Here is a 20,882-nt window from a genome sequence, read left to right on the forward strand (position 1 = left end):
GCCATGCTCATCATGTCGCGTAGCCAGAAGGGTTTTTCACTCATCGAGATGATGATCGCCCTGACCGTGGGTACCTTTCTGGTGTTGGGCGTCTCGCAGATCTATATCAACAACAAGCGCAGTTTTCTCTTCCAGCAAGGCCAGACCGGCAATCGCAACAACGCCCAGTTGATCTTCCAGCTACTCGATCGGCAACTCGCGCGCACCGGATTTCGTGCTGATATCCGCTATCAGAGTAGCCTGCAGGCAGCCTTTCCCAGGATTGACTCCAAGGAAGATCCAGTCGATGGCATCAAATGCCCTGTCTTTGATCCTGGCGTCACCATTGGCGCGACTACGGACAGCGTCGAGGCGCCTACCGGGGTTTGCATTCGCTATCAGGGGGCGCTGGACGGCAAGGACTTGGATTGCCTGGGTAATGTCATTCCCCGGGTGAATCTCAACACCGGCGGTAATGTCCTGATAATGCTGCGATATACGGCAAGCGATATTCCAGGCGATGGCACTCTGAGATGCACGGTCTGGAGCGAGCGAGATGGCACTCTAACCCCAAAAGGTAGCGAGGTCCTGGTGCAGGGGTTGCGGGACTTTCGCTGGTCCATTCCACCCAAGGCAGATTCGCCCGCGGTGCGTTACGTGGCGCTACTCAACACCCGTGAGGCACTGCCTAGTGAAGTGGCTAGCAACGTGGCTGCCAACTGGAAAACCCTGACAGGGCTGCAGATCGCTGAGACTAATCGACCCATGCAGATACTGCAGAGTACCGTCACCCTGAGGAATCTTGCGCTATGAGTCGGGTCAGCGTCAGTCAGCGCGGTGCGACCTTGCTGATTGCTCTTGTGATGTTATTGCTGCTGTCGCTGCTGGCCGCTTCGACCATGCGTCAGACCTTGCTGCAGGCCCGCAGCGGCGGCGCTGCCCTGGAAAATACCCAGGCCTTCAATGCCGCGGAGGCGGCGTTGCGCGAAGGTGAGCGGCGATTGGTGGCGCTCAGTCAGCAGCCATCCTTCACGGCGTTCAGTACGGGTTTCGCTAGCTGCCTGGATAGCGTGCCTAACTTGAGCAAGGCGTTCGCCAAACCCCCTAGCGGTGACCTGTGCATCCTGACCAAGGCCAGCGACCTCAATACCAGCGCCCTGACCCAGGCCTGGGCTGTCGCGGCGCTGCAGCCGAATCAGGACGATCTCCTGGCGCCCACGGCGCGTACGGTCGCCTATCGTGGCTCCGATGGCAGCGCTTCCTTCGCGCAGATACCCCGTTGGGTAGTGACCGCCATCGGCAGTAGCTCGGTCGATGTCTCGGCGCCAGCCACCAATCTATTCCGGGTGACGGCCGTCGCGCAGGACCGTGGTAGGCGCTTCCCGGTGATCTTGCAGAGCGTCGTCTTGCTGGAGGTGCCATGAGTCGAGTCGTACTGGGAGTCGTCACTCTGATAGCTCTGGTAGGTGTAGACCGCGTCCAGGCCGCGGCTCTGAATCTCAGTCAGCAGCCCCTGTTCCTGACCAACAGCGTGGGCCCCAATCTGTTCGTAACCCTGGATAACTCCACAAGCATGCAGATGGCGGTAGTGCCGGATGCGTCCAATACCGATGCCATCCGCCCGACGCGGCGTGCCAAGTCCGCAGCCTTTAACAGCCTCTACTACAACCCAGCAATCACTTATCCCGCGCCCTATGCCGTGAGCTACAGCGATACGGGTGGCTTGACCCGTACGCGCCTTACTACCAGCTTCACCAGTGCCTACGTCAATGGCTATCGACCCGGCTTGGGCAGCGTCAATCTGTCCACCGATTACCGGGTAAGCTGGAGTTACAACCCTAATTTGGTCACCACCGATCCCAATGTGGCCCGGGGCAATGCATATGGCAATCCAGGGTTGCAGAACAATAGTCCGAGCATGTTGGCCGAGAATCCTTCCCAGGATTTTTTCAGTAGCGGCACCTACCGTGGCACCAGTTCGACCTATGGCACCCTCACGCTGCTCAACATTCTGCTGGGTGCTGGCTTCACCGAGAACGTGAATGGCGCTCAGGTCAGTATCAGCGACGCCTCTTTGCTGCAGCGCTTACTGACCGGGGCGGCGCTTAATGGTGGTTGTAGCGCGAGCATCGCTAATACGCCGACCGTTACCTACAGCAACGTTACCTGTACCCGCAACGTGAACTATGGGCTGCTCGGGGTGATTTCTTCGGTCAACTATACGATCACAGCCAACACCAACGTCTCTGCTGCCATTACCGGCGTACAGGCCTATTACTATCTCTACGATACGGCGCTCAGTACCTGCCTTCCCGCCACTCTGCAGTCCGATGGCTGCTACAGGCGGGTGCTGGTTAGCCCCACCTCCGGCCCCAATGGCACGGACGAGCGACAGAATTTCGCCAACTGGTATTCCTTCTATCGTAGCCGCGCTTTGGCGGCTCAGACCGCGACCAATCTGGCTTTGGCAGATGCCTCGGAAAATATCCGGCTAGGTTGGCAGGCACTTGGCACCAGCGACAGCTGCATTCTGGTGACAGCCAATGCCAACTGCCGCGGCATAGGCAACTCGAGTCCGGCCGCCTACGACAATCGCCTGCGGCCCTTTACAGGCGCGCACCGGGCGGCTTTCTTCACCTGGCTGGGCGATGTCTACTACAACCAGAGCACGCCCCTGCTCCAGGCGGTCGCCCGGGTTGGCGAACTGCTCAAGACCACGGGCAGTGAAAGCCCCTATGCTTTTCAGCCAGGTAGTAGCGAAGCGCCGGTCTATGGGTGTCGTGCCAGCTACAGTCTGGTGGTGACCGATGGTATCTGGAACTCTGCGCTGAATTCCGGCAATGTCGACGGTACCGCCGCAACCTTCCCGGACGGCCAGCAGTACTCCCTCCAGGCGCCGTTCCAGGACGGTACCTCCAGCACTCTTGCAGACCTGGCCTTTCTCTACTGGCGTACCGATGCCCAGCCCAACCTGGACAACAAGGTGCCTCCCTACAATACGGTCAGCACCGGCGAGATCCAGGGCGCCCGAACGCTGCCCCCTTACTGGAATCCGCGTAACGATCCGGCGACCTGGCAGCATCTCACCGGCTTTTACGTCGGCATTGGGCTGAGCAGCTCCCTGGTCAATCCGGCCTGGGGTGGTGATACCTTTTCCGGTGGCTATGCGGGATTGGCGGCAGGTACCACGGCCTGGCCAGTGGCCGGGGCGGACAACTCGGTCAATCAGAACAACGTCTATGATCTCTGGCACGCCGCGATCAACTCGCGGGGTGAGTTCTTTAGCGCCGAGAACGCCAGCGACCTGATCACCTCCCTTGGCAAGGTGGTCACGCGCATTACCCAATCCACCAGTGTCGGTGCCAGCCAGACCGTTTCCCCTACCCAGGTAGGAGACACCACTGCGCTCTTTGCCTATGTCCCATCCTTCTCCAGTGCCGACTGGAGCGGGGACGTCATCAAGTACCAGCGTACCGCCACGACCCGTACGCGGATCTGGAGTGCAGCGCAGCAGCTCGATACCCGCTTCGCGACCGGCAATAGCGCTATCACCAACCGTAAGGTGTACATGGCCAAGGGAGGTGCCCTGACCGATTTCGCCTGGGCGAATCTGAACGCCGATCAACAGGCCAGTCTCAATAAGACATCGGGCGGTGCCATCGACACCTATGGCAGTCGTCGAGTGGATTATCTGCGGGGGGATCGCAGTCTGGAGGCGCCCGGGGCCGCGCCGTCACTGCGGCCGCGCAGCCATATCCTCGGTGATATCGTGAACTCCTCGCCGGTGGTGGTGGACGTTCCCAACAGCCCCATCGCCCTGATGAACGCGATGGTAGGCAACGATACCTACGCGACCTTTCGCACTAAAAATGCGTCCCGGGCACGACGCATCTATGTAGGGGCCAACGACGGCATGCTGCATGCCTTCGATGATCAGGGGCAGGAGGTCTATGCCTTCGTCCCTAGCGCCGTTATAGGCAATCTTACCCGACTGACTGAGCGTAGCTATAACGGTGGTGGTCATCAGTCTTTTGTCGATAATACACCAGTTGTGGGAGACGCCTATATCGACGGCTGGCGTACCGTTTTAGTTGGAACGCTTCGTGGAGGTGGGCAAAGTATTTTTGCTTTAGATATAACGGATCCAAACGTCCCGGTACTACTGTGGGAGAAGACGGCCGCCGATGCCGGTTATGCTGATCTGGGTTTTACTTATGGTCGCCCTGTAATAACTCGCCTGCAATCAGGGCGCTGGGCGGTGATTATTGGTAATGGCTATAATAGTACTAATACAAAAGGCATTAACGATATTGCCGCTTTGCTTCTGATTGATCTGCAAAAAGGTACTGTCAAGCAACTCACTCCTCCGGTTTCGGGGGGGCAACCAAACGGTCTGGGATCGCCATTCGTAGCAGATATCGATGGCGACTTGATAGCCGACTACGCCTACGCTGGTGACTTGCAGGGTAATTTATGGCGCTTTGATCTTTTTGGCTCCTATTCAGCTGAAACAGGCTCGGTTGACAATTCGGCAGTTTCTTTCGGTCGTCGGCCGCTATATACCGCCCAAGCCAGTAGCGTCGCGCGAGGTACCACCAACCTAGTCCAGCCGATCACGGCAAGTCCTTTAGTGATTACCCACCCAAGTGGAACGGGCCATTTGGTCCTTTTCGGCACCGGCAAATACCTCGAAGTCAATGATGCTGTTGCTAATACCAGTAAGGCCATGACTCTCTATGGCATCTGGGATCGACAAACCAATGGTTCGGCAGCTGGTAGTACTCCGCCGCTGACCACTGCCGATCTACAGCAACAAACTTTGGGCAGCGATCAGCGCATCAGCTACACCAGCTCTGTCGGATCCAGCGTCACCAGTACGGCCAATACTGTCTCCACTACTTCGGTAAGCTGGTATGACCCGGCCACCGCCCCCACCGGCAAACGGGGCTGGTTCCTTAATCTATCCCTCAACGGTGAGCTGGTGATCAACAAGCCGCAGTTACTCAGTGGCACCCTGTTGATGAGCTCTCTGATACCTAGCACCGATGCCTGCACCAGCGGGGTCACTACCTATCTCTACGCTTTGGATCCCTACACTGGCGGCAATAACAGAGGCTTGTTTAATCTAGGCTCAGATTCGGTTTATGGACGTATCCAGTTAGATGGTCTGATGGGTGGGATCGTGCCGTTTCTCTATGGGAGTAACGGCGGCAGCATAGGTGGGACCTATGCAGACCTTTCCACATATGGATCCTCCTGCGTTGGTGCGAACTGTCCGGATCCTTCTCCTCCTTTACCGCCCAATCCCAGCCGCCGCCAGACCTGGCGCGTCATCACCAACCAGGACTAACGGCAGCAGCTTTCACGCAGGCATGAAAAAGCCCGACACTGGGCCGGGCTCTTTCATGGAACGGTGCGTCTCAGCGTGCGTAGGTCAGCAGCACGTCGCCCGGGATCTGGAAGTCCACCGACATCATGACGCTCAGGGCGGTGATGGCGATGATGGAGAACCCGAACAGCTTGCGTGCCCACTGGACATCGTTCTCGGCCTGATAACCCATGAAGGCCAGACGCAGCCACCAGGCGCCGATCACGGCGGCCACTGCCAGATAGACGTAGCCGGCGTAGCCGAGCACGGTCAGCAGCAGGGTGGCGGCCATGAAGGCCACGGTGTACCAGACGATGTGACGCTTGGTCACCGAGATCCCCTTGGCCACCGGCAGGACCGGAATCGAGGCCGCGGTGTAGTCCTTGAGACGGAAGATGGCAATGGCGTAGGAGTGCGGCATCTGCCAGAGGCAGAAGATCAGCAGCAGCACCGCAGCGCCACTGTCGAACTGGCCACTGGAGGCGCAGTAGCCGATCACCGGCGGTGCGGCACCGGACAGGCTGCCGACCAGGGTGCCGTATACCGAGGTGCGCTTCAGCCAGAGGCTGTAGAGCCCTACGTACACCACGAAACCCATCACCGCGAAGGCGGTGGCGACCGCATTGGTCGCCACGTACAGCAGTCCCACCCCGGCCAGGCCGAGGAGGGTGGCATAGGCCAGCGCCACCTTCGAGGAGATCGTGCCCTGGACCAGCGCACGATTGCGGGTTCTTTCCATCTTCTGATCGATGTCCATATCGATCACGTTGTTGAACACACAGCCGGAAGCAATGACCAACGACACCCCGATAGCCGTCGCCAGCAGCAACAGCGGGTCGATGCTCCCTTTGGAAGCCAGGAAGAACCCGCCGGCAACCGAGATCAGGTTGCCGAAGATGATGCCCGGCTTCGTCACGAGAAGGTACTTCTTGATCATCACGTCGGCCCGGTTCAGTGGATCATCATGTTCTGGTGCATGTGGTACATGATCCACAGGGATCCCACGACCAAGATACCGACGATGACCACGGTGAAACCAAAGGAGATCACGTTCCAACGCTGCTCTTCGGAGGTGTTCAGGTGCAGGAAGAAGTACAGGTGCACCAGCAGCTGTACCACCGCCATGATCACCACGATCGCCAGGGTCGCGCCCTTGGAGAAGGTGGGGAACATCACCAGGCCGAAGGGAATGACCGTCAGGATGACCGACAGGATGAAGCCGACCATGTAGCTCTTGAAAGTGCCATGGCTCTCGGCGGTATGCCCGTGGGCGTTATGGTCGTGCGCCATTACAGCACCCCCATCAGATAGACGATGGTGAAGACGAAGATCCAGATGATGTCCAGGAAGTGCCAGAACAGGCTCAGGCACGACAGGCGGGTCACGTTGGTGGTGGTCAGACCCTTGGAGGAGATCTGCAGCATCAACACGATCATCCAGATCAGACCCGAGCTCACGTGCAGACCGTGGGTACCGACCAGGGCGAAGAACGCGGATAGGAAGGCACTGCGATCCGGACCATAGCCCTCATGGATCAGATGGTTGAACTCATAGAGTTCCATGCCGATGAAGCCGGCACCGAACAGCCAGGTAACCGCCAGCCAACCCAGGACGCCACCCTTGCTGCCATGATGCTGGGCAATCATGGCGAAGCCGTAGGTGATACTGGAGAACAGCAGCAGGAAGGTTTCGACCAGGACGAACGACAGTTCGAAGATGTCCTTCTGGGAGGGGCCATCGGCATGGGCCCCGCTCAGGACTGCATAGGTCGCGAACAGCGTCCCGAACAGAATGCAGTCGGTCATCAGGTAGGACCAGAAGCCGAACGTCTTCATCGATCCGGCGTCGTGGTGCCCATGCTCCTCGGCATGGGCGACTTCGTTATGCATAACTTGATTCGCCATTGGGTTAGGCCTGCTTCAATTTCGCCAGGGACTGAATGCGCGCGGTTTCAATGCGTGCCACTTCTTCCGCTGGTACGTAATAGTCGACGTCGTCGTCGTAGCTGCGGACGACCGCAGTGACGATGCAGCCCACGAAGCTGGCGATGGCCAGCCACCAGATGTGCCAGATCAGGGCGAAGCCAAGGATCAGGGCGAAGAGGCTGATCACGATACCGGCGCCCGTGTTGCGCGGCATGTGGATCTGCTTGTAGTCCGCATCCTTCTTCTCGGTGATGCCTTTCTCTTTCATGCCCCAGTAGGCGTCGATGTCGTGCACTTCCGGCACTTCAGCGAAGTTGTAGAAGGGCGGCGGCGAAGAGGTCGACCATTCCAGGGTACGGCCATCCCACGGATCGCCCGTCACGTCCACGTTCTCCGGCAGATTGCGGTCGCGGATACTGACGTAGAACATCCACAGCTGGCTCAGGATACCCAGGGCGATGATGCCGGCGCCGATGGCGGCGGTCACCAGGAAGGGGTGCCAGTCGGGGTTGTCGTAGTGGTTCAGACGACGGGTCATGCCCATGAAGCCCAGCATGTACAGCGGCATGAAGGCGACATAGAAGCCGATCAGCCAGCACCAGAAGGCCTGCTTGTTCAGCTTCTCGTTCAGCTTGAAGCCGAAGACCTTCGGGAACCAGTAGATCATGCCGGCGAAGTAGCCGAACACGGCGCCGCCGATGATCACGTTGTGGAAGTGGGCGATCAGGAACAGGCTGTTGTGCAGCACGAAGTCGGCACCCGGTACCGCCAGCAGAACGCCGGTCATGCCGCCGATGCTGAAGGTCACGATGAAGCCCAGGGTCCAGAGCATCGGCGAGGTGAACTGGATGCGGCCCTGATACATGGTGAACAGCCAGGTGAAGATCTTCACCCCTGTCGGGATCGCAATGATCATGGTCGCGATGCCGAAGAAGGCGTTGACGTTAGCGCCCGAGCCCATGGTGAAGAAGTGGTGCAGCCAGACGATGAAGGACAGCACGGTAATGGCTACCGTTGCCCAGACCATCGAGACGTAGCCGAACAGACGCTTCTTGCTGAAGGTGGAGGTCACTTCCGAGAACACGCCGAAGGCCGGCAGGATCAGGATGTATACCTCGGGGTGGCCCCAGGCCCAGATCAGGTTGGTGTACATCATCTGGTTGCCGCCGGCTTCCGCGGTGAAGAAGTGGAAGCCCAGGTAACGGTCCAGGGTCAGCAGCGCCAGGGTCACGGTCAGGATCGGGAAGGCTGCCATGATCAGAATGGCAGTACACCAGGAGGTCCAGGTGAAGATCGGCATGCGCATCAGGGTCATGCCCTTGGTACGCATCTTCAGCACGGTCACGAAGAAGTTGACGCCGGTCAGGGTTGTACCGATACCGGAGAGCTGAAGCGCCCAGATGTAGTAGTCCATCCCTACGCCTGGACTGTACTGGATGCCTGACAGCGGCGGATAGGCCACCCAGCCGGTCGCGGCGAATTCGCCCACGAACAGCGACATCATGATCAGCACGGCACCGGCCACGAACAGCCAGAAGCTCAGCGAGTTCAGGAAGGGGAAGGCCACGTCGCGGGCACCGATCTGCAGCGGGGTCACCACGTTCATCAGGCCGGCCACGAACGGCATCGCCACGAAGAAGATCATGATCACGCCGTGGGCGGTGAAGATCTGGTCGTAGTGATGGGGTGGCAGGTAGCCCTCGGCGCCGCCGGAGGCGATGGCCTGCTGGCTACGCATCAGGATGGCGTCGGAGAAGCCACGGAGCAGCATGATCAGGGCGACGATGAAGTACATCACGCCGATCTTCTTGTGGTCGACGGTGGTCAGCCACTCTTTCCAGAGGTAGCCCCACTTGCCGAAGTAGCTGATCGCTCCCACCAGTCCCAGGCCGCCCAAGGCAACCACGATGAACGTTACGAGAATGATCGGCTCGTGATACGGAATATCCGCGAGAGTTAATTTACCGAACATGACTTATTCCTCGGTACCGTGTTGACCGCCGTGCTGGCTCATGTCCATCACGTGATCGGTCTGCTTGCTGAAGTCGGACTTCATGAACTTCTTGATGACCGTTCTGAACAGATCCGGCTCGACCGTCGAGTAGTAGGCGACCGGCTGCTTCTCGCTGGGCTTGGCCAGCTCGGTGTAGCTCGCCTGGTCCAGGGTCTTGCCACCCGACTGCTTGACCTTGTTTACCCAGGCGTCGAAATCACCGGCGGTGGGTACCGCGTGCACGGCAAAGATCATGTCGGAGAAGCCGGCGCCGCTGTAGTTGGCCGAGCGACCTTCGAATTCGCCGGGATGATCGGCGATCAGGTGCAGCTGACTCTGCATGCCGGACATGGCGTAGATCATGCCGCCCAGGGCTGGGATCGACAGGGTGTTCATGACCGACTCGGAGGTGATCTTGAACTGCACCGGACGATTCACCGGGATGGCGATCTCGTTCACCGAGGCAATGCCTTGCTCGGGATAGATGAACAGCCATTTCCAGTCCATCGAGACCGCTTCGATCACCAGCGGCTGCTCGGAATGGTCGAGCGGCTTGAAGGGATCCAGCTCGTGGGAAGTCTTCCAGTTCAGGATGCTCAGGAACACCACGATGGCCAGGGGGACCAGCCAGACCACGGCTTCGATCTTGTAGGAGTGAGCCCAGTTCGGAGTGTACTTGGCTTCCTTGTTGGTAGCGCGGTACTTCCAGGCGAACAGGAAGGTCATCACGATGACCGGGATCACCACGATCAGCATGAGGCCGAACGCTGTGTAGATGAGGTTGCGTTCTTGCACGCCGATGGAGCCTTTCGGGTCCAGCAGCACGGCGTCGCACCCGCTGAGCAGCAGCGCGGCGGCACCGGCCAGAAGCCAACCGGTTGGTTTTAGATACTTCGTTAGTTTCATCTCACGACCTCAGTAGAGCGGCTCATCGTGGTTATTCTCTCAACGTGCCTGTCGCCAGCCTCATGCTCCGCAACGGACAGGCATCCGTGCGGCAGGCTGATGGATTGCAGAAATTGCGGGATTTCGCAGCGCGGTATGGTGCCACAGAGGGGCTGGATATTCGACCCTTTGGTCAGCCGCTGTTCAGGTGTTGCCGCCCGTCAAGCAAGCCGAAATCAGGCGGTGTAAGGCACTGTCATGCGCTGGGTAAGAGTAGCCGAGGGACAGGGAGTCGCCAGTTTGCTCCGGCGTTTGCGGTCGGCTCGCACGCAGGGCGCAGATCGGAAAGGGGCGCAGAAAGGCGCGATCCAAGGCGGCTAAGGCCTTGAAGGCTTTGAAAAGAGCGAGGAGGGAAGAAGCAGAAGGATGGTGCCGGAGATAGGAGTCGAACCTACGACCTTCGCATTACGAATGCGCCGCTCTACCAACTGAGCTACACCGGCACGAAGCTTTCAATGATAAGTCTTCGGTCATCTGCTGTGCAAGCCTGGTCGTCGTGCCTGTGCCAAGCCCTGTGGCGATGTGTCGCACTGCTGCCCGCCGCTGATTTCGCGATTCGTCAAGGCTTCTCGGCCTGACGTGATTGTTGCGCGCGAAGGTCAGTGGTCAGGGCGGCATTCATTCGGGAAACCTTTACGGGAGTCGTCATACCTAAACCTTCGCGGATCCAGCCTTGCCGCAGCTTCGACCCCAAGATCCTGCCACTAGATAGCTGCCCATGCGGAGAGCCTCGATGACCGATTACTCCCTTACCCGTCGTAACGTGCTCGTCGGCTCCGCCGTGGGGCTCGCCGCCGCCGCTTCGGGCGCTGCCGTCGCCCAGGAGGGCAGCAGCGCGACTCGTCCCGCCAAGCCACTGCAGGACCCGCGCACCAAGTACACCCGCGAGCCATTCAAGGAGCAGCGCCAGGAATGGCCGGCGCTCACCAGCAAGATGGAGCCGCGTCCTGACCATGGCGAGACCAGCTATCACGGCTCGGGTCGCCTGGCCGGGCGCAAGGCCCTCATCACCGGCGGCGACAGCGGCATCGGCCGCGCCGTAGCCATCGCCTTTGCCCGGGAAGGGGCGGATGTGGCCATCAACTACCATCCTTCCGAAGAGTCCGACGCCCAGGAGGTGGTCAAGCTGATCAGGGACGCTGGTCGCAAGGCCATCACCCTGCCGGCTGACATCCGTACCCAGGAAGCCTGTGAAGACGTCGTGAGCAAGGCCATCCAGCAACTCGGCGGCCTGGACCTGCTGGTGAACAATGCGGCTTACCAGCAGAGCAAGGCCGACATCCTCGAGATCACCGACGAACAATTCGACCGCACCTTCAAGACCAACGTCTATCACGTCTTCCGCTTCAGCAAGGCCGCCATCCCGCACCTGCCGCCGGGCGCTAGCATCATCAATACCGTCTCGGTAAATTCCTACGATCCCGGTGAAGAACTCATCGACTACGCCTCGACCAAGGCCGCCATTCTCAACCTCACTAAGGGCATGGCCAAGCAACTGGCCAAGAAGGGCATCCGTGTCAACGCCGTGGCGCCGGGTCCGGTGTGGACGCCGCTGCAGGTGGCGGGTGGTCAGTTGGAAGGGCAGATGAAGGAGTTTGGGCAGGACACGCCGCTGGGGAGGGCAGGGCAGCCAGCGGAGTTGGCGGGGCTCTATGTGGCGCTGGCCGAAGAAGATGCGAGTTTTAGTACGGGGACGGTGGTGGGGGCGTTTGGGGGGAAGGGGATGCCTTGACAGAATTCAGTAACCACAAGAATAAAAAGTAACCGAGATTTATAATCTGTAATTGGTTGTACTATTTTTTTAATAGTCTCGTGACGGAAAATAGAAAAAGTAAGGCTTGATCATAGGGGCTGCGTCTCATTTTTTTGACATTTTTCAACGTAAACAAGGATGTTTCGTTTGTGTTCAGTTTTTCAAAGAGATCCTTGTTGGAGTCTTTATGAAGTTCTGTAAGCAGTCGTACCTTCCTCAGATATTCTCCCGAGCTAAGCTGCTTTATTCGCCGAAAGGCTGCTAGAAGTCCGATATTTGCTCCTAGCGCATTGTTTTGATGCTGTCTGTAAAGTAAAAAACTTCTTTCGTCTATGTACCAGCTGTTTTCAGTTGCTCTTGAGTATGCGTATACGGCCCAGTCATGAGAATTGAGCTGCTCCAACAGTGATCTATGGGCCCTAAGATGTAGCAAGAATCCTTCATATAACTTTCTCGAAAATACATAAGTGCAGCCTGGGCCTCCGGCTTCGAAAAAATGGTCCCATTGCTTTTGGGGATATGATTTTATGATTTTCTTTGTTCTGCCATTTTCCCAATAAGCGGTAGCATTGCTTGAGTAGCCGGACGCTCTTTGTTTTTCTAATATGCAAATGGCTTCGTAAGTTTTTTCTTCGCTCCAGATGTCATCTTGATCTGCAAATGATATGTAAGAGTGTGATTTTTTTTTGATAAAAAGTTCTGCAGATTCCAAGAGGAAAAAGAAATTTTTTGCAGCGGTGCCAAAGTGTTGCGTATGCCTTATTATGGTTATTCTGCTGTCCGTTGCGGCATATTGCTCAGCTATTTCGCTCGTATTGTCATCAGAATGATCGATGCTTATGTACAGGCTTATGTCTACTTTTTTTTGAGCCAGAATACTCCTGATTTGTTGGGGGAGCCAGCGCGCACCGTTTTTTGCGGCGAGTAATACCGCGACACTATAGGGTTTTATTTCTTCTTTTTGCAGCATATATTATACCGTCGGCTAATCCTCTAGCGCCGTGATAAAGGTACTTGGTTCTATTTTTTTGTGTGGTCACTATTATGCTTTGATGAATGATGAATGTAATTATTTCTCTAATAACAAGCAGCTTCGGTATGTGGCTTTTTTTGATAAGTATGAGGGGGTTTCTTATTCGGTAATATCTTCTTTCTGGGGAATGGATAGGGATCTTAATGTTCGCAATGGTTATGCAATCTTCACCTATGTCGTGCAGCAGTGTCGAGTTTTTTGATTGGTATATGGAATAACCTTTGCTCAGTGCTCTTAAACACCATTCGGTGTCAACAAAGTCAATGAATAGATCTTCATCCATGGTGCCTATGTCCATCATTGCCGACATTTTTATCAGCATTCCGGAGGATATGATGATGGATACTTTTACCGGATCGAGTTGGGGCGATAGTGCTTTTTTGTGTAAAAGTCCTTTTCTAGATATTAAAATATGAGGGTATAGATATCCGTCGTTGGACTTGGACTTTAGCGTAGGGCCTATAGCCGCAATCTTAACGCTCTGCAGTGATTCGAAATCTGTAATCAGATTGTCTATCATGCTTTTGCAAATCTTACTATCTTGGTCAAAAAATATAAGAGCGTCGAATTTCTCTTGGGCGGCTATTCCTATTGCCTGGTTTTGTGCATGAGCCAAGCCGAGATTTCTATCATTTACTATTCTAGGGAGAGCTAATTTTTTTATTTCCTCTATGTTCCTGCTGTTGTTGTCTATTATTATGAGTTCTTGGTCTTTGACAGTATCAATAATGTTTTTTAGTAAACTTATATCAGGGTGGTGAGTCACAACTATAACGGCATAACTAAAATTTTTTTTCATCTCAGGGATCTCCTGAGGTAATATTTTTAAGCTTTTCTTCTTGCATCTTTGCTTCGCTCGGCAGATTGTTCTTGTTAAGAATTCTTATTAGTTTTTTCATGGTGTAATCGAAAGGGAATCGATGGCTGATGAATTCGGCTTTATCGATTTCGCTTTTATTTAGCATCTTGTCTTCTGGGCTGTTTATAAAGCTATAATAGGCTTTTAGTTCAGAAAAAAATATTCCGCTGCTCATTGCTTGAGGTTCGGCCGTTATTATCTTTGCGTGTTGCATTCTGAGCGTTAAAAAATTTTGTTCTACTTCGACATATTCTGTCCAAGCCTTAATTGTAGTGGCGATGATCAGTGCCGAGAGTAAGATTGGTACAGGTCGAGGGAGGTTTAGTATTGTTTTGCTACTTGATGAGAGCCCCCAAAAAAGACCAAAGGGTACTATAAAGTATGCATAGGCATGAGGAAACTCTAGTTGACAATGGATTCCTATAGCGGTTATGCATACTAACGAGTAGGTGTTTGTGCCTGTTTTGTTTTGCTTTATGCGGAGCGCGTATCCTATAAATATCAAGGCAATCAGTGTCAAGCCGAGGGGGATGCCGTTGTATAGTAGTAGGTCTAAAAATAAGTTATGACTGTAATTAAAAATGAAACCTGTCTTTATTTTATCTGAGTATTCTAGTTGAACAACTGGGATTTGATTCCAGCCATACCCCACTAGAGGGGAATGTAAAGTCATCTCAAATAGCGGCTTCCATATCAATAGCCTCTGAGATTGGACTGCTCTTGAGAGTATGCTCTCAGATTCGAGGAGTAAAATTTTGCTTATTGATGGAGTTAGCGTGGAGATGAATATGTAGTATATTGCCAAAAATAATGCTGTTTTTTTACTGCCATTAGCTGCTAGAAGGGTAAATAATAGCGGTAACGTAATCCAAGAGGTTCTGGACTGTGTTAGAGCTATTCCGAATATCAGGATGAGGGCTAAAAAGAAGGCGAACTCGCGTGATAGTTTGTTTTCTTTGAACAGCAGCCAGTTAGACGCTAGGCTCAAGCAGAGAAACGTTGCAAGATTGTTCGGTTGTGCAAAGTTGGCGAAGGGACGTCCTGCAGGGGGTAGGTCCACTATGTATATGTTTCCGGGAATATTAAGCCATTGCCTGATTTGTATATATGTGCAAAGTATTCCGGATGCTAGTATGTAATAGGATATTCTTTCTTGTGCAGTTTTGCAGTCAGCTTCTTTTTGCCTTAAGCTGTGTCCAATGACAATCGATATGCATAGGAGGAATATGAATAGGGATGAATTTAACGCATCTCCAAAAAGCTTTATGGTTCCAGAGAAAAATTGAGCAATAGGTATTAGTGCTACGAAAAAAACTACTAATGATTCAGTGGGTATTTGAAGTTTTGGTAGGCTCAGTAGTGCTATGGAAATCGCGAGGAATGCAGTAAGATCTTGAAGGATGCTAGATAAAGGATAGCTATGGTTTGGAAGTAGCCAAGAGGCGGATAGGGTTAAAAGTGATATATATAGTAAGCAGCTGTTAGGGTTTTTAAAAAAAATGGTTTGCCGGATGGCAAACCATTTTTTATTTCTGACTTTATTTGCAGCTTGCAGGTACATAAGTAGATGCTGCGTCAGAGGTGCACTTCCAAGAAAGAATTGGAGTATTTGTGCCAGACACATAGGTCGAACTAGTGGCTGCAGTTGCCATGCTTGCATCAGTGTAGGGGGTTAGTGTAATGACTTTGCCATTAACATCACTGCTGATGTTTTGAAGCGTTGCGCTAATGGCGCCAGCAGCGGTTGTATGCAGCGCGGAAACGTATCGAGATTTTGCGCTAGAACTTTCGCCACACCCAAAGCCATCGGCTGTAGGGGTGGACGCGAAACCAGTTTGAGATGCTTCAGTTACTGCCGTGCGGCATGCTGAGACTGCTAGAACTGCCTCAGAAACCTTTGCTCTGGTAGTGTAATTTTGATATGCCGGAAGTGCTACCGCCGCCAAAATACCAATGATCGCGACCACGATCATCAGTTCGATCAAGGTAAAGCCTTTTTGAGCTTTCATTCCAAATCTCCGAGGTTGGATCAGGCCAACGTGCCTGTTTGAGGTATAGCACAGGCCGTGCCAAAGAAAAGTGGCGACTGCAACACGTTTTCTTTGTGGTGGACGTCAATAAAAGGGCAGCACGTGACAAAAAATGTCAGCTGTCTGGCGCCATTTTGCGGGCGGTCTAGGGGGTGCTATAACGCCTGTTGTAGCCAAGGGTAGGAATGACGATGAACGAGACGGTGATGCTGTCGGGACTGGCGCGCCAGTTGGTGGATGCGCAGTTGCTAGCGGAGGCGGCAGCGCAGCAGGCAGTGGTCAAGGCCAAGCAGGCCAAGGTGCCGCTGGTGACCTATCTCGTTCAGCAGCGTCTGGTGCAAAGCCGGCCTCTGGCTGAATTGGCTGCTCAGGAGTTCGGTGTGCCCTTTCTCGACCTGTCGGCCATCGACAAGGAGCAGCTACCCAAGGACATCGTCAACGAGAAGTTGATGCAGCAGCATCATTTCCTGCCGCTGAGCAAGAGAGGCAACAAGCTTTTCATCGCGCTCTCTGACCCCACCAACCAGCAAGCCATCAATGATGTGTCCTTTGGCAGCAAGCTGGCGGTCGAAGTCGTGCTGGTTGAAGACGACAAGCTGCACCAGGCCATCGAGCGATATCTGGACACCGGCACGGGTGGATTGGACCTGGGCGATATCGATCTCGATCTGGAGACCGAGGGTGGTGATCGTCCTCAGGAAGCCGTTGCGGGTACCGACGCCGATGATGCGCCCGTGGTGAAGTTCGTCAATAAGATGCTACTGGATGCCATCAAGAAGGGTTCGTCCGACCTGCACTTCGAGCCCTATGAAAAGATGTACCGGGTACGCTTTCGTACCGACGGTGTCCTGCACGAGGCGGCGCGGCCGCCCGTGCAGCTGGTGTCGCGGATCTCGGCGCGGCTCAAGGTGATGTCCAATATGGATATCTCCGAGCGGCGCAAACCCCAGGATGGCCGGGTCAAGCTCAAGGTGTCCAAGACCAAGTCCATCGACTTCCGGGTCAATACCCTGCCCACCCTCTGGGGCGAGAAGATCGTGATGCGGATCCTGGATTCGTCCAGTGCCCAGATGGGGATCGATGCCCTGGGCTACGAGGATGTGCAGAAAGAGCTCTATCTGCAGGCACTCAAGCAGCCCCAGGGCATGATCCTGGTGACCGGGCCGACCGGTTCGGGCAAGACGGTATCTCTCTATACCGGCCTCAACATCCTCAATACCGAAGACATCAATATTTCCACGGCGGAGGATCCGGTGGAAATCAACCTGGAAGGTATCAACCAGGTCAACGTCAACCCGCGTCAGGGACTCGACTTCTCTCAGGCGTTGCGGGCCTTCCTGCGTCAGGATCCCGACGTGATCATGGTGGGTGAGATCCGGGATCTGGAAACGGCAGAGATCGCCATCAAGGCAGCCCAGACCGGCCACATGGTGATGTCGACCCTGCACACCAACAGCGCGGCGGAAACCCTGACGCGTCTGCGGAATATGGGCGTGCCGGCCTTCAACCTGGCGACCTCGGTCAATCTCATCATCGCCCAGCGCTTGGCGCGCAAGCTGTGCAGCAAGTGCAAGCGAGTCCATGAGGTGCCGCGTGAGGCGCTGCTGGCCGAAGGTTTTCGCGAGGAAGAGATCGGCAGCTTCACTCTTTACCAACCCATCGGTTGCGAAGACTGTAATGCGGGCTATCGCGGCCGAGTGGGGATCTACGAGGTAGTAAAGATCACGCCGGCGCTGCAGCAGATGATCATGGAGGAGGGCAACTCCATCGAGATCGCGACGCGGATGCGCAAAGAGGGCTTCAATGATCTGCGGCGGTCGGGGCTGGTGAAGGCGATGCAGGGGATTACCAGTCTGGAAGAGATCAATAGGGTCACCAAGGATTAACGGCTTCCCTCACCCTAGCCCTCTCCCGGAGGGAGAGGGGACTTGATCGGAGCGTTGGTCGATCATCGCTGCAAGCCTCGGATACGTCGGGGCGCGGCGACTGTCGCTGTTTGGCGCGATGCTTGCCTTTAAAGCCGCAACCGGCTCTACATAGAGCATTCTTTTGACGGGCTCGCCACCGCGGGCCGAGCCTTTGACGAGTCGAGGCCATGGCCGATAAAGCTATCAAGATGGGCAGCTTCACCTGGGAGGGGACCGATCGCAAAGGGACCAAGGTGAAAGGCGAGATGACGGGCCTGAATCCTGCCCTGATCAAGGCGCAGTTGCGCAAGCAGGGCATCAATCCGACCCGGGTGCGCAAAAAGTCAGTGTCGCTGTTCGGCAAGGGCAAGAAGATCAAGCCCATGGATATCGCCCTGTTCACCCGACAGCTGGCGACCATGATGAGCGCCGGTGTGCCCCTGCTGCAGGCCTTCGACATCATCGGCGAGGGCTTCGACAATCCCAACATGCGCAAGCTGGTCGACGACATCAAGCAGGACGTCGCCGCCGGTAATAGCCTGGCCAACTCGTTGCGCAAGCAGCCGCAGTATTTCGACGACCTCTATTGCAACCTGGTGGATGCTGGTGAGCAATCGGGTGCCTTGGAGACCTTGCTGGATCGGGTAGCCACCTACAAGGAAAAGACCGAGGCGTTGAAAAAGAAGATCAAGAAGGCCATGACCTATCCCGCGGCGGTGATCGTCGTCGCGGTCATCGTGTCTGCCATCCTACTGATCAAGGTAGTGCCTCAATTCCAATCGGTGTTCGAGGGCTTCGGGGCTCAGTTGCCGGCCTTTACCCTTATGGTCATCGCGATTTCCGAGGTTTTGCAGGAGTGGTGGTTGCTGGTACTGGGCGGGCTCTTTGTGCTGGCTTTCGTCCTTCGCCACTTCTACAAGAAATCGGAAAAATTCCGCGACGCGGTCGACCGTGCATTGCTGAAGATCCCGCTGATCGGCTCCATTCTCTACAAATCGGCCATTGCCCGTTATGCCCGGACCCTGGCAACTACCTTCGCAGCGGGTGTCCCGCTGGTGGATGCCCTGGACTCGGTGGCGGGTGCGACCGGCAACGTGGTGTTCCGCAACGCCGTGGAGAAGATCAAGGGCGATGTATCCACCGGTATGCAGCTCAACTTCTCCATGCGTACCACCGGGGTGTTCTCTTCGATGGCCATCCAGATGACGGCCATTGGTGAGGAGTCGGGCTCGCTGGACGAGATGCTGTCCAAGGTCGCGACCTTCTATGAGGACGAGGTCGACAACATGGTCGACAACCTCACCACCCTGATGGAGCCGATGATCATGGCGGTCCTGGGGATTCTGGTCGGTGGTCTGATCATTGCCATGTACCTGCCCATCTTCCAGCTCGGCAACGTCGTCTAATGGTACTTCTGGAATTCCTGGCCGGCGCTCCGCTGGCTGCCGTGCTGTGCGCGCTGGCCCTGGGGTTGCTGGTAGGCAGCTTTCTCAATGTGGTGGTCTATCGCCTGCCAATGATGCTGAGGCGGGATTGGCAGGCGGAGGCGCGTGAAGTGCTGGAGCTGCCGGCCGAGGCGGAGGGGGTCCCTTTCAACCTGGCGCGGCCTGCTTCTCGCTGCCCTCACTGCCAGCGCGCCGTGCGGCCCTGGGAAAATGTGCCGGTGCTGAGTTATCTGCTCCTGCGCGGTCGCTGCAAAGGCTGTGATGCCTCTATCAGCCTGCGCTATCCACTGGTCGAGCTGGCCTGTGGACTATTGTCCGCCTGGGTCGTCTGGCATCTGGGCGTGACCTGGCAGGGCGGCGCTTTTCTGCTGCTGACTTGGGGGCTGCTGGCGGCTAGTCTAATCGACGCCGATCACCAGCTGTTGCCGGATGTCATCGTGCTGCCGCTGTTGTGGCTGGGTCTGATCGCCAATCAGTTCGGGCTGTTCACCAACCTCGGCGATGCCGTCTGGGGCGCGGTGGTGGGGTATCTGAGTCTGTGGCTGGTATTCCAGCTGTTCCGTCTGGTGACCGGCAAGGAAGGCATGGGCTATGGCGACTTCAAGCTGCTGGCGCTGCTTGGCGCCTGGGGCGGTTGGCAGATCCTGCCGTTGACCATCCTGCTGTCATCGCTGGTGGGCGCCATTCTGGGCGTCATCACCCTGCGGCTGCGGCGGGCGGAAAGCAGCACGCCCTTGCCCTTCGGTCCCTATCTCGCCGTGGCGGGGTGGATTGCCTTGCTCTGGGGTGATCAAATAACCGGCCTGTACCTGAACTTCGCCGGATTCCGATGACTTCTGCCTGGACCCTCGGCCTGACCGGGGGCATCGGCAGTGGCAAGAGCGCCGCTGCCGAGCATTTCGCCCAGTTAGGCATCACCTGTGTCGACGCCGACCAGGCCGCCCGTTGGGTGGTGGAGCCGGGACGACCGGCGTTGGCCGAGATCGCCGGGCATTTTTCGCCCGCTGTCTTGCAGCCGGATGGCAGCCTGGATCGAGCGGCGCTGCGAGCCGCGATCTTTGCCGATCCGGCCGAGCGGCGCTGGCTGGAAGCCCTGCTGCATCCCCTCATTCGCCAGGAAATCCTGGCGGCCCTGGCTGGTGCCGAGTCGCCCTATGCCATCCTGGTATCGCCGCTGCTGTTCGAATCCGGACAGCGGGCCCTGGTCCGGCGAGGACTGGTGATAGACGCGCCGGAAGCGTTGCAGCTCGAACGAGCCACACGTCGTGACGGGGTGGACGAAGACCAGGTGCGGGCCATCCTCGCGGCGCAGTTGCCGCGCGCCGAGCGGCTGGCCAAGGCGGATGACGTCATCTGCAACGACGGCGATCTTGCTGCGCTCCACGCCGAGGTGGAGCGCCTGCATTCCTTTTATCTGACCCTTGACGGAGGCCAAGCATGAGCACTCTTACCGTGGACTGCCCCACCTGCGGCGCACCTGTGGAATGGAGCGAGAAGAGCGCCAACCGGCCCTTCTGTTCCGACCGCTGCAAACTGATCGACCTAGGTGCCTGGGCGGCGGAAGAGCACGCCATCCCCGGCAACGAGCTCGAAGACGATCTCTATTCGGAAGACCTCAATCGGCGCGGCCACTAGGGCGCGCCTT

General features: G+C 56.3%; 18 protein-coding genes and 1 tRNA gene. 9 read left to right on the plus strand and 10 right to left on the minus strand.

The features are described from left to right. Positions 1-3 precede the first annotated feature (3 nt). Genes PSK12I2_RS0122600 through PSK12I2_RS24745 form a run of 3 tightly spaced genes read left to right on the plus strand, consistent with a single transcriptional unit; the run spans position 4 to position 5,329 of the window. The gene (locus PSK12I2_RS0122600; protein ID WP_027600194.1) at positions 4-792 is read left to right on the plus strand and encodes a PilW family protein; all 789 of its coding nucleotides are present in this window, start codon (positions 4-6) and stop codon (positions 790-792) included. Continuing rightward, positions 789-1,403: a PilX N-terminal domain-containing pilus assembly protein gene (locus tag PSK12I2_RS0122605; protein WP_027600195.1), complete on the plus strand. Its 615-nt coding sequence runs from the start codon at positions 789-791 to the stop codon at positions 1,401-1,403. The genes PSK12I2_RS0122600 and PSK12I2_RS0122605 overlap by 4 nt, the downstream gene beginning before the upstream one ends. Next, positions 1,400-5,329, plus strand: coding sequence for a pilus assembly protein (locus PSK12I2_RS24745; protein WP_244950633.1), 3,930 nt, complete (start codon positions 1,400-1,402; stop codon positions 5,327-5,329). The genes PSK12I2_RS0122605 and PSK12I2_RS24745 overlap by 4 nt, the downstream gene beginning before the upstream one ends. Positions 5,330-5,399: 70 nt before the next feature. On the opposite strand, the gene cyoE is transcribed toward PSK12I2_RS24745, so the two are convergent. From cyoE to PSK12I2_RS0122640, 6 genes are all read right to left on the minus strand, one after another. Further along, a complete protein-coding gene (cyoE, locus tag PSK12I2_RS0122615; RefSeq protein WP_244950634.1) occupies positions 5,400-6,287 on the minus strand; it encodes a heme o synthase in 888 nt (295 codons plus the stop codon). An 11-nt stretch (positions 6,288-6,298) separates the two neighbouring features. Then, positions 6,299-6,637, minus strand: a complete 339-nt coding sequence (gene cyoD, locus PSK12I2_RS0122620) for a cytochrome o ubiquinol oxidase subunit IV (protein WP_007160921.1) — start codon at positions 6,635-6,637, stop codon at positions 6,299-6,301. After that, positions 6,637-7,251, minus strand: a complete 615-nt coding sequence (locus PSK12I2_RS0122625) for a cytochrome o ubiquinol oxidase subunit III (RefSeq protein WP_027600197.1) — start codon at positions 7,249-7,251, stop codon at positions 6,637-6,639. The genes cyoD and PSK12I2_RS0122625 overlap by 1 nt, the downstream gene beginning before the upstream one ends. A gap of 4 nt (positions 7,252-7,255) precedes the next feature. Then, complete coding sequence (cyoB, locus tag PSK12I2_RS0122630) at positions 7,256-9,244, minus strand: cytochrome o ubiquinol oxidase subunit I (protein ID WP_007160923.1); 1,989 nt, start codon at positions 9,242-9,244, stop codon at positions 7,256-7,258. Positions 9,245-9,247: 3 nt separating this feature from the next. After that, on the minus strand, positions 9,248-10,171 hold the full coding sequence (cyoA, locus tag PSK12I2_RS0122635) for a ubiquinol oxidase subunit II (RefSeq protein WP_007160924.1): 924 nt from the start codon (positions 10,169-10,171) through the stop codon (positions 9,248-9,250). 406 nt (positions 10,172-10,577) lie between these two features. Then, a tRNA-Thr gene (locus PSK12I2_RS0122640) sits at positions 10,578-10,653 on the minus strand. Positions 10,654-10,943: 290 nt separating this feature from the next. On the opposite strand from PSK12I2_RS0122640, the gene PSK12I2_RS0122645 reads away from it, so the two are divergent. Then, the gene (locus PSK12I2_RS0122645) at positions 10,944-11,942 is read left to right on the plus strand and encodes an SDR family oxidoreductase (protein ID WP_027600198.1); all 999 of its coding nucleotides are present in this window, start codon (positions 10,944-10,946) and stop codon (positions 11,940-11,942) included. Positions 11,943-12,003: 61 nt separating this feature from the next. Here PSK12I2_RS0122645 and PSK12I2_RS24750 read toward each other — a convergent pair whose 3' ends face one another. Genes PSK12I2_RS24750 through PSK12I2_RS24765 form a run of 4 tightly spaced genes read right to left on the minus strand, consistent with a single transcriptional unit; the run spans position 12,004 to position 15,864 of the window. Further along, positions 12,004-12,933, minus strand: a complete 930-nt coding sequence (locus PSK12I2_RS24750) for a glycosyltransferase (RefSeq protein WP_084222132.1) — start codon at positions 12,931-12,933, stop codon at positions 12,004-12,006. Further along, positions 12,902-13,795, minus strand: a complete 894-nt coding sequence (locus PSK12I2_RS24755) for a glycosyltransferase family 2 protein (RefSeq protein ID WP_084222133.1) — start codon at positions 13,793-13,795, stop codon at positions 12,902-12,904. The genes PSK12I2_RS24750 and PSK12I2_RS24755 overlap by 32 nt, the downstream gene beginning before the upstream one ends. A 1-nt stretch (position 13,796) precedes the next feature. Continuing rightward, positions 13,797-15,416, minus strand: a complete 1,620-nt coding sequence (locus tag PSK12I2_RS24760; RefSeq protein ID WP_177324670.1) for an O-antigen ligase — start codon at positions 15,414-15,416, stop codon at positions 13,797-13,799. Then, positions 15,394-15,864, minus strand: coding sequence for a pilin (locus PSK12I2_RS24765; RefSeq protein ID WP_027600199.1), 471 nt, complete (start codon positions 15,862-15,864; stop codon positions 15,394-15,396). Before PSK12I2_RS24765 ends, PSK12I2_RS24760 begins: the two co-directional genes overlap by 23 nt. 212 nt (positions 15,865-16,076) lie before the next feature. Between PSK12I2_RS24765 and pilB the strand changes: the two genes are divergently transcribed. The 5 genes from pilB to yacG all read left to right on the plus strand — a co-directional run bounded on the left by pilB (position 16,077) and on the right by yacG (position 20,872). Continuing rightward, on the plus strand, positions 16,077-17,771 hold the full coding sequence (gene pilB, locus PSK12I2_RS0122655; RefSeq protein ID WP_027600200.1) for a type IV-A pilus assembly ATPase PilB: 1,695 nt from the start codon (positions 16,077-16,079) through the stop codon (positions 17,769-17,771). A gap of 209 nt (positions 17,772-17,980) precedes the next feature. Next, the gene (locus tag PSK12I2_RS0122660) at positions 17,981-19,198 is read left to right on the plus strand and encodes a type II secretion system F family protein (RefSeq protein ID WP_027600201.1); all 1,218 of its coding nucleotides are present in this window, start codon (positions 17,981-17,983) and stop codon (positions 19,196-19,198) included. Continuing rightward, complete coding sequence (locus PSK12I2_RS0122665) at positions 19,198-20,070, plus strand: A24 family peptidase (protein WP_027600202.1); 873 nt, start codon at positions 19,198-19,200, stop codon at positions 20,068-20,070. Before PSK12I2_RS0122660 ends, PSK12I2_RS0122665 begins: the two co-directional genes overlap by 1 nt. Further along, positions 20,067-20,678: a dephospho-CoA kinase gene (coaE, locus tag PSK12I2_RS0122670; RefSeq protein WP_027600203.1), complete on the plus strand. Its 612-nt coding sequence runs from the start codon at positions 20,067-20,069 to the stop codon at positions 20,676-20,678. Before PSK12I2_RS0122665 ends, coaE begins: the two co-directional genes overlap by 4 nt. Continuing rightward, on the plus strand, positions 20,675-20,872 hold the full coding sequence (yacG, locus tag PSK12I2_RS0122675; protein WP_007160931.1) for a DNA gyrase inhibitor YacG: 198 nt from the start codon (positions 20,675-20,677) through the stop codon (positions 20,870-20,872). The genes coaE and yacG overlap by 4 nt, the downstream gene beginning before the upstream one ends. Positions 20,873-20,882: the final 10 nt, after the last annotated feature.

It is taken from the genome of Pseudomonas sp. MOIL14HWK12:I2 (assembly GCF_000510745.1).
GTDB lineage: Bacteria > Pseudomonadota > Gammaproteobacteria > Pseudomonadales > Pseudomonadaceae > Chryseomonas > Chryseomonas oryzihabitans.

Bases quoted from the DNA above. Each gene is read 5' to 3' on its own strand.
- PSK12I2_RS0122600 (WP_027600194.1), top strand. From the start codon at position 4: ATGCTCATCATGTCGCGTAGCCAGAAGGGTTTTTCACTCATCGAGATG.
- PSK12I2_RS0122605 (WP_027600195.1), top strand. From the start codon at position 789: ATGAGTCGGGTCAGCGTCAGTCAGCGCGGTGCGACCTTGCTGATTGCT.
- PSK12I2_RS24745 (WP_244950633.1), top strand. From the start codon at position 1,400: ATGAGTCGAGTCGTACTGGGAGTCGTCACTCTGATAGCTCTGGTAGGT.
- cyoD (WP_007160921.1), bottom strand. From the start codon at position 6,637: ATGGCGCACGACCATAACGCCCACGGGCATACCGCCGAGAGCCATGGC.
- PSK12I2_RS0122625 (WP_027600197.1), bottom strand. From the start codon at position 7,251: ATGGCGAATCAAGTTATGCATAACGAAGTCGCCCATGCCGAGGAGCAT.
- cyoB (WP_007160923.1), bottom strand. From the start codon at position 9,244: ATGTTCGGTAAATTAACTCTCGCGGATATTCCGTATCACGAGCCGATC.
- cyoA (WP_007160924.1), bottom strand. From the start codon at position 10,171: ATGAAACTAACGAAGTATCTAAAACCAACCGGTTGGCTTCTGGCCGGT.
- PSK12I2_RS0122645 (WP_027600198.1), top strand. From the start codon at position 10,944: ATGACCGATTACTCCCTTACCCGTCGTAACGTGCTCGTCGGCTCCGCC.
- PSK12I2_RS24750 (WP_084222132.1), bottom strand. From the start codon at position 12,933: ATGCTGCAAAAAGAAGAAATAAAACCCTATAGTGTCGCGGTATTACTC.
- PSK12I2_RS24755 (WP_084222133.1), bottom strand. From the start codon at position 13,795: ATGAAAAAAAATTTTAGTTATGCCGTTATAGTTGTGACTCACCACCCT.
- PSK12I2_RS24760 (WP_177324670.1), bottom strand. From the start codon at position 15,416: ATGTACCTGCAAGCTGCAAATAAAGTCAGAAATAAAAAATGGTTTGCC.
- PSK12I2_RS24765 (WP_027600199.1), bottom strand. From the start codon at position 15,864: ATGAAAGCTCAAAAAGGCTTTACCTTGATCGAACTGATGATCGTGGTC.
- pilB (WP_027600200.1), top strand. From the start codon at position 16,077: ATGAACGAGACGGTGATGCTGTCGGGACTGGCGCGCCAGTTGGTGGAT.
- PSK12I2_RS0122660 (WP_027600201.1), top strand. From the start codon at position 17,981: ATGGCCGATAAAGCTATCAAGATGGGCAGCTTCACCTGGGAGGGGACC.
- PSK12I2_RS0122665 (WP_027600202.1), top strand. From the start codon at position 19,198: ATGGTACTTCTGGAATTCCTGGCCGGCGCTCCGCTGGCTGCCGTGCTG.
- coaE (WP_027600203.1), top strand. From the start codon at position 20,067: ATGACTTCTGCCTGGACCCTCGGCCTGACCGGGGGCATCGGCAGTGGC.
- yacG (WP_007160931.1), top strand. From the start codon at position 20,675: ATGAGCACTCTTACCGTGGACTGCCCCACCTGCGGCGCACCTGTGGAA.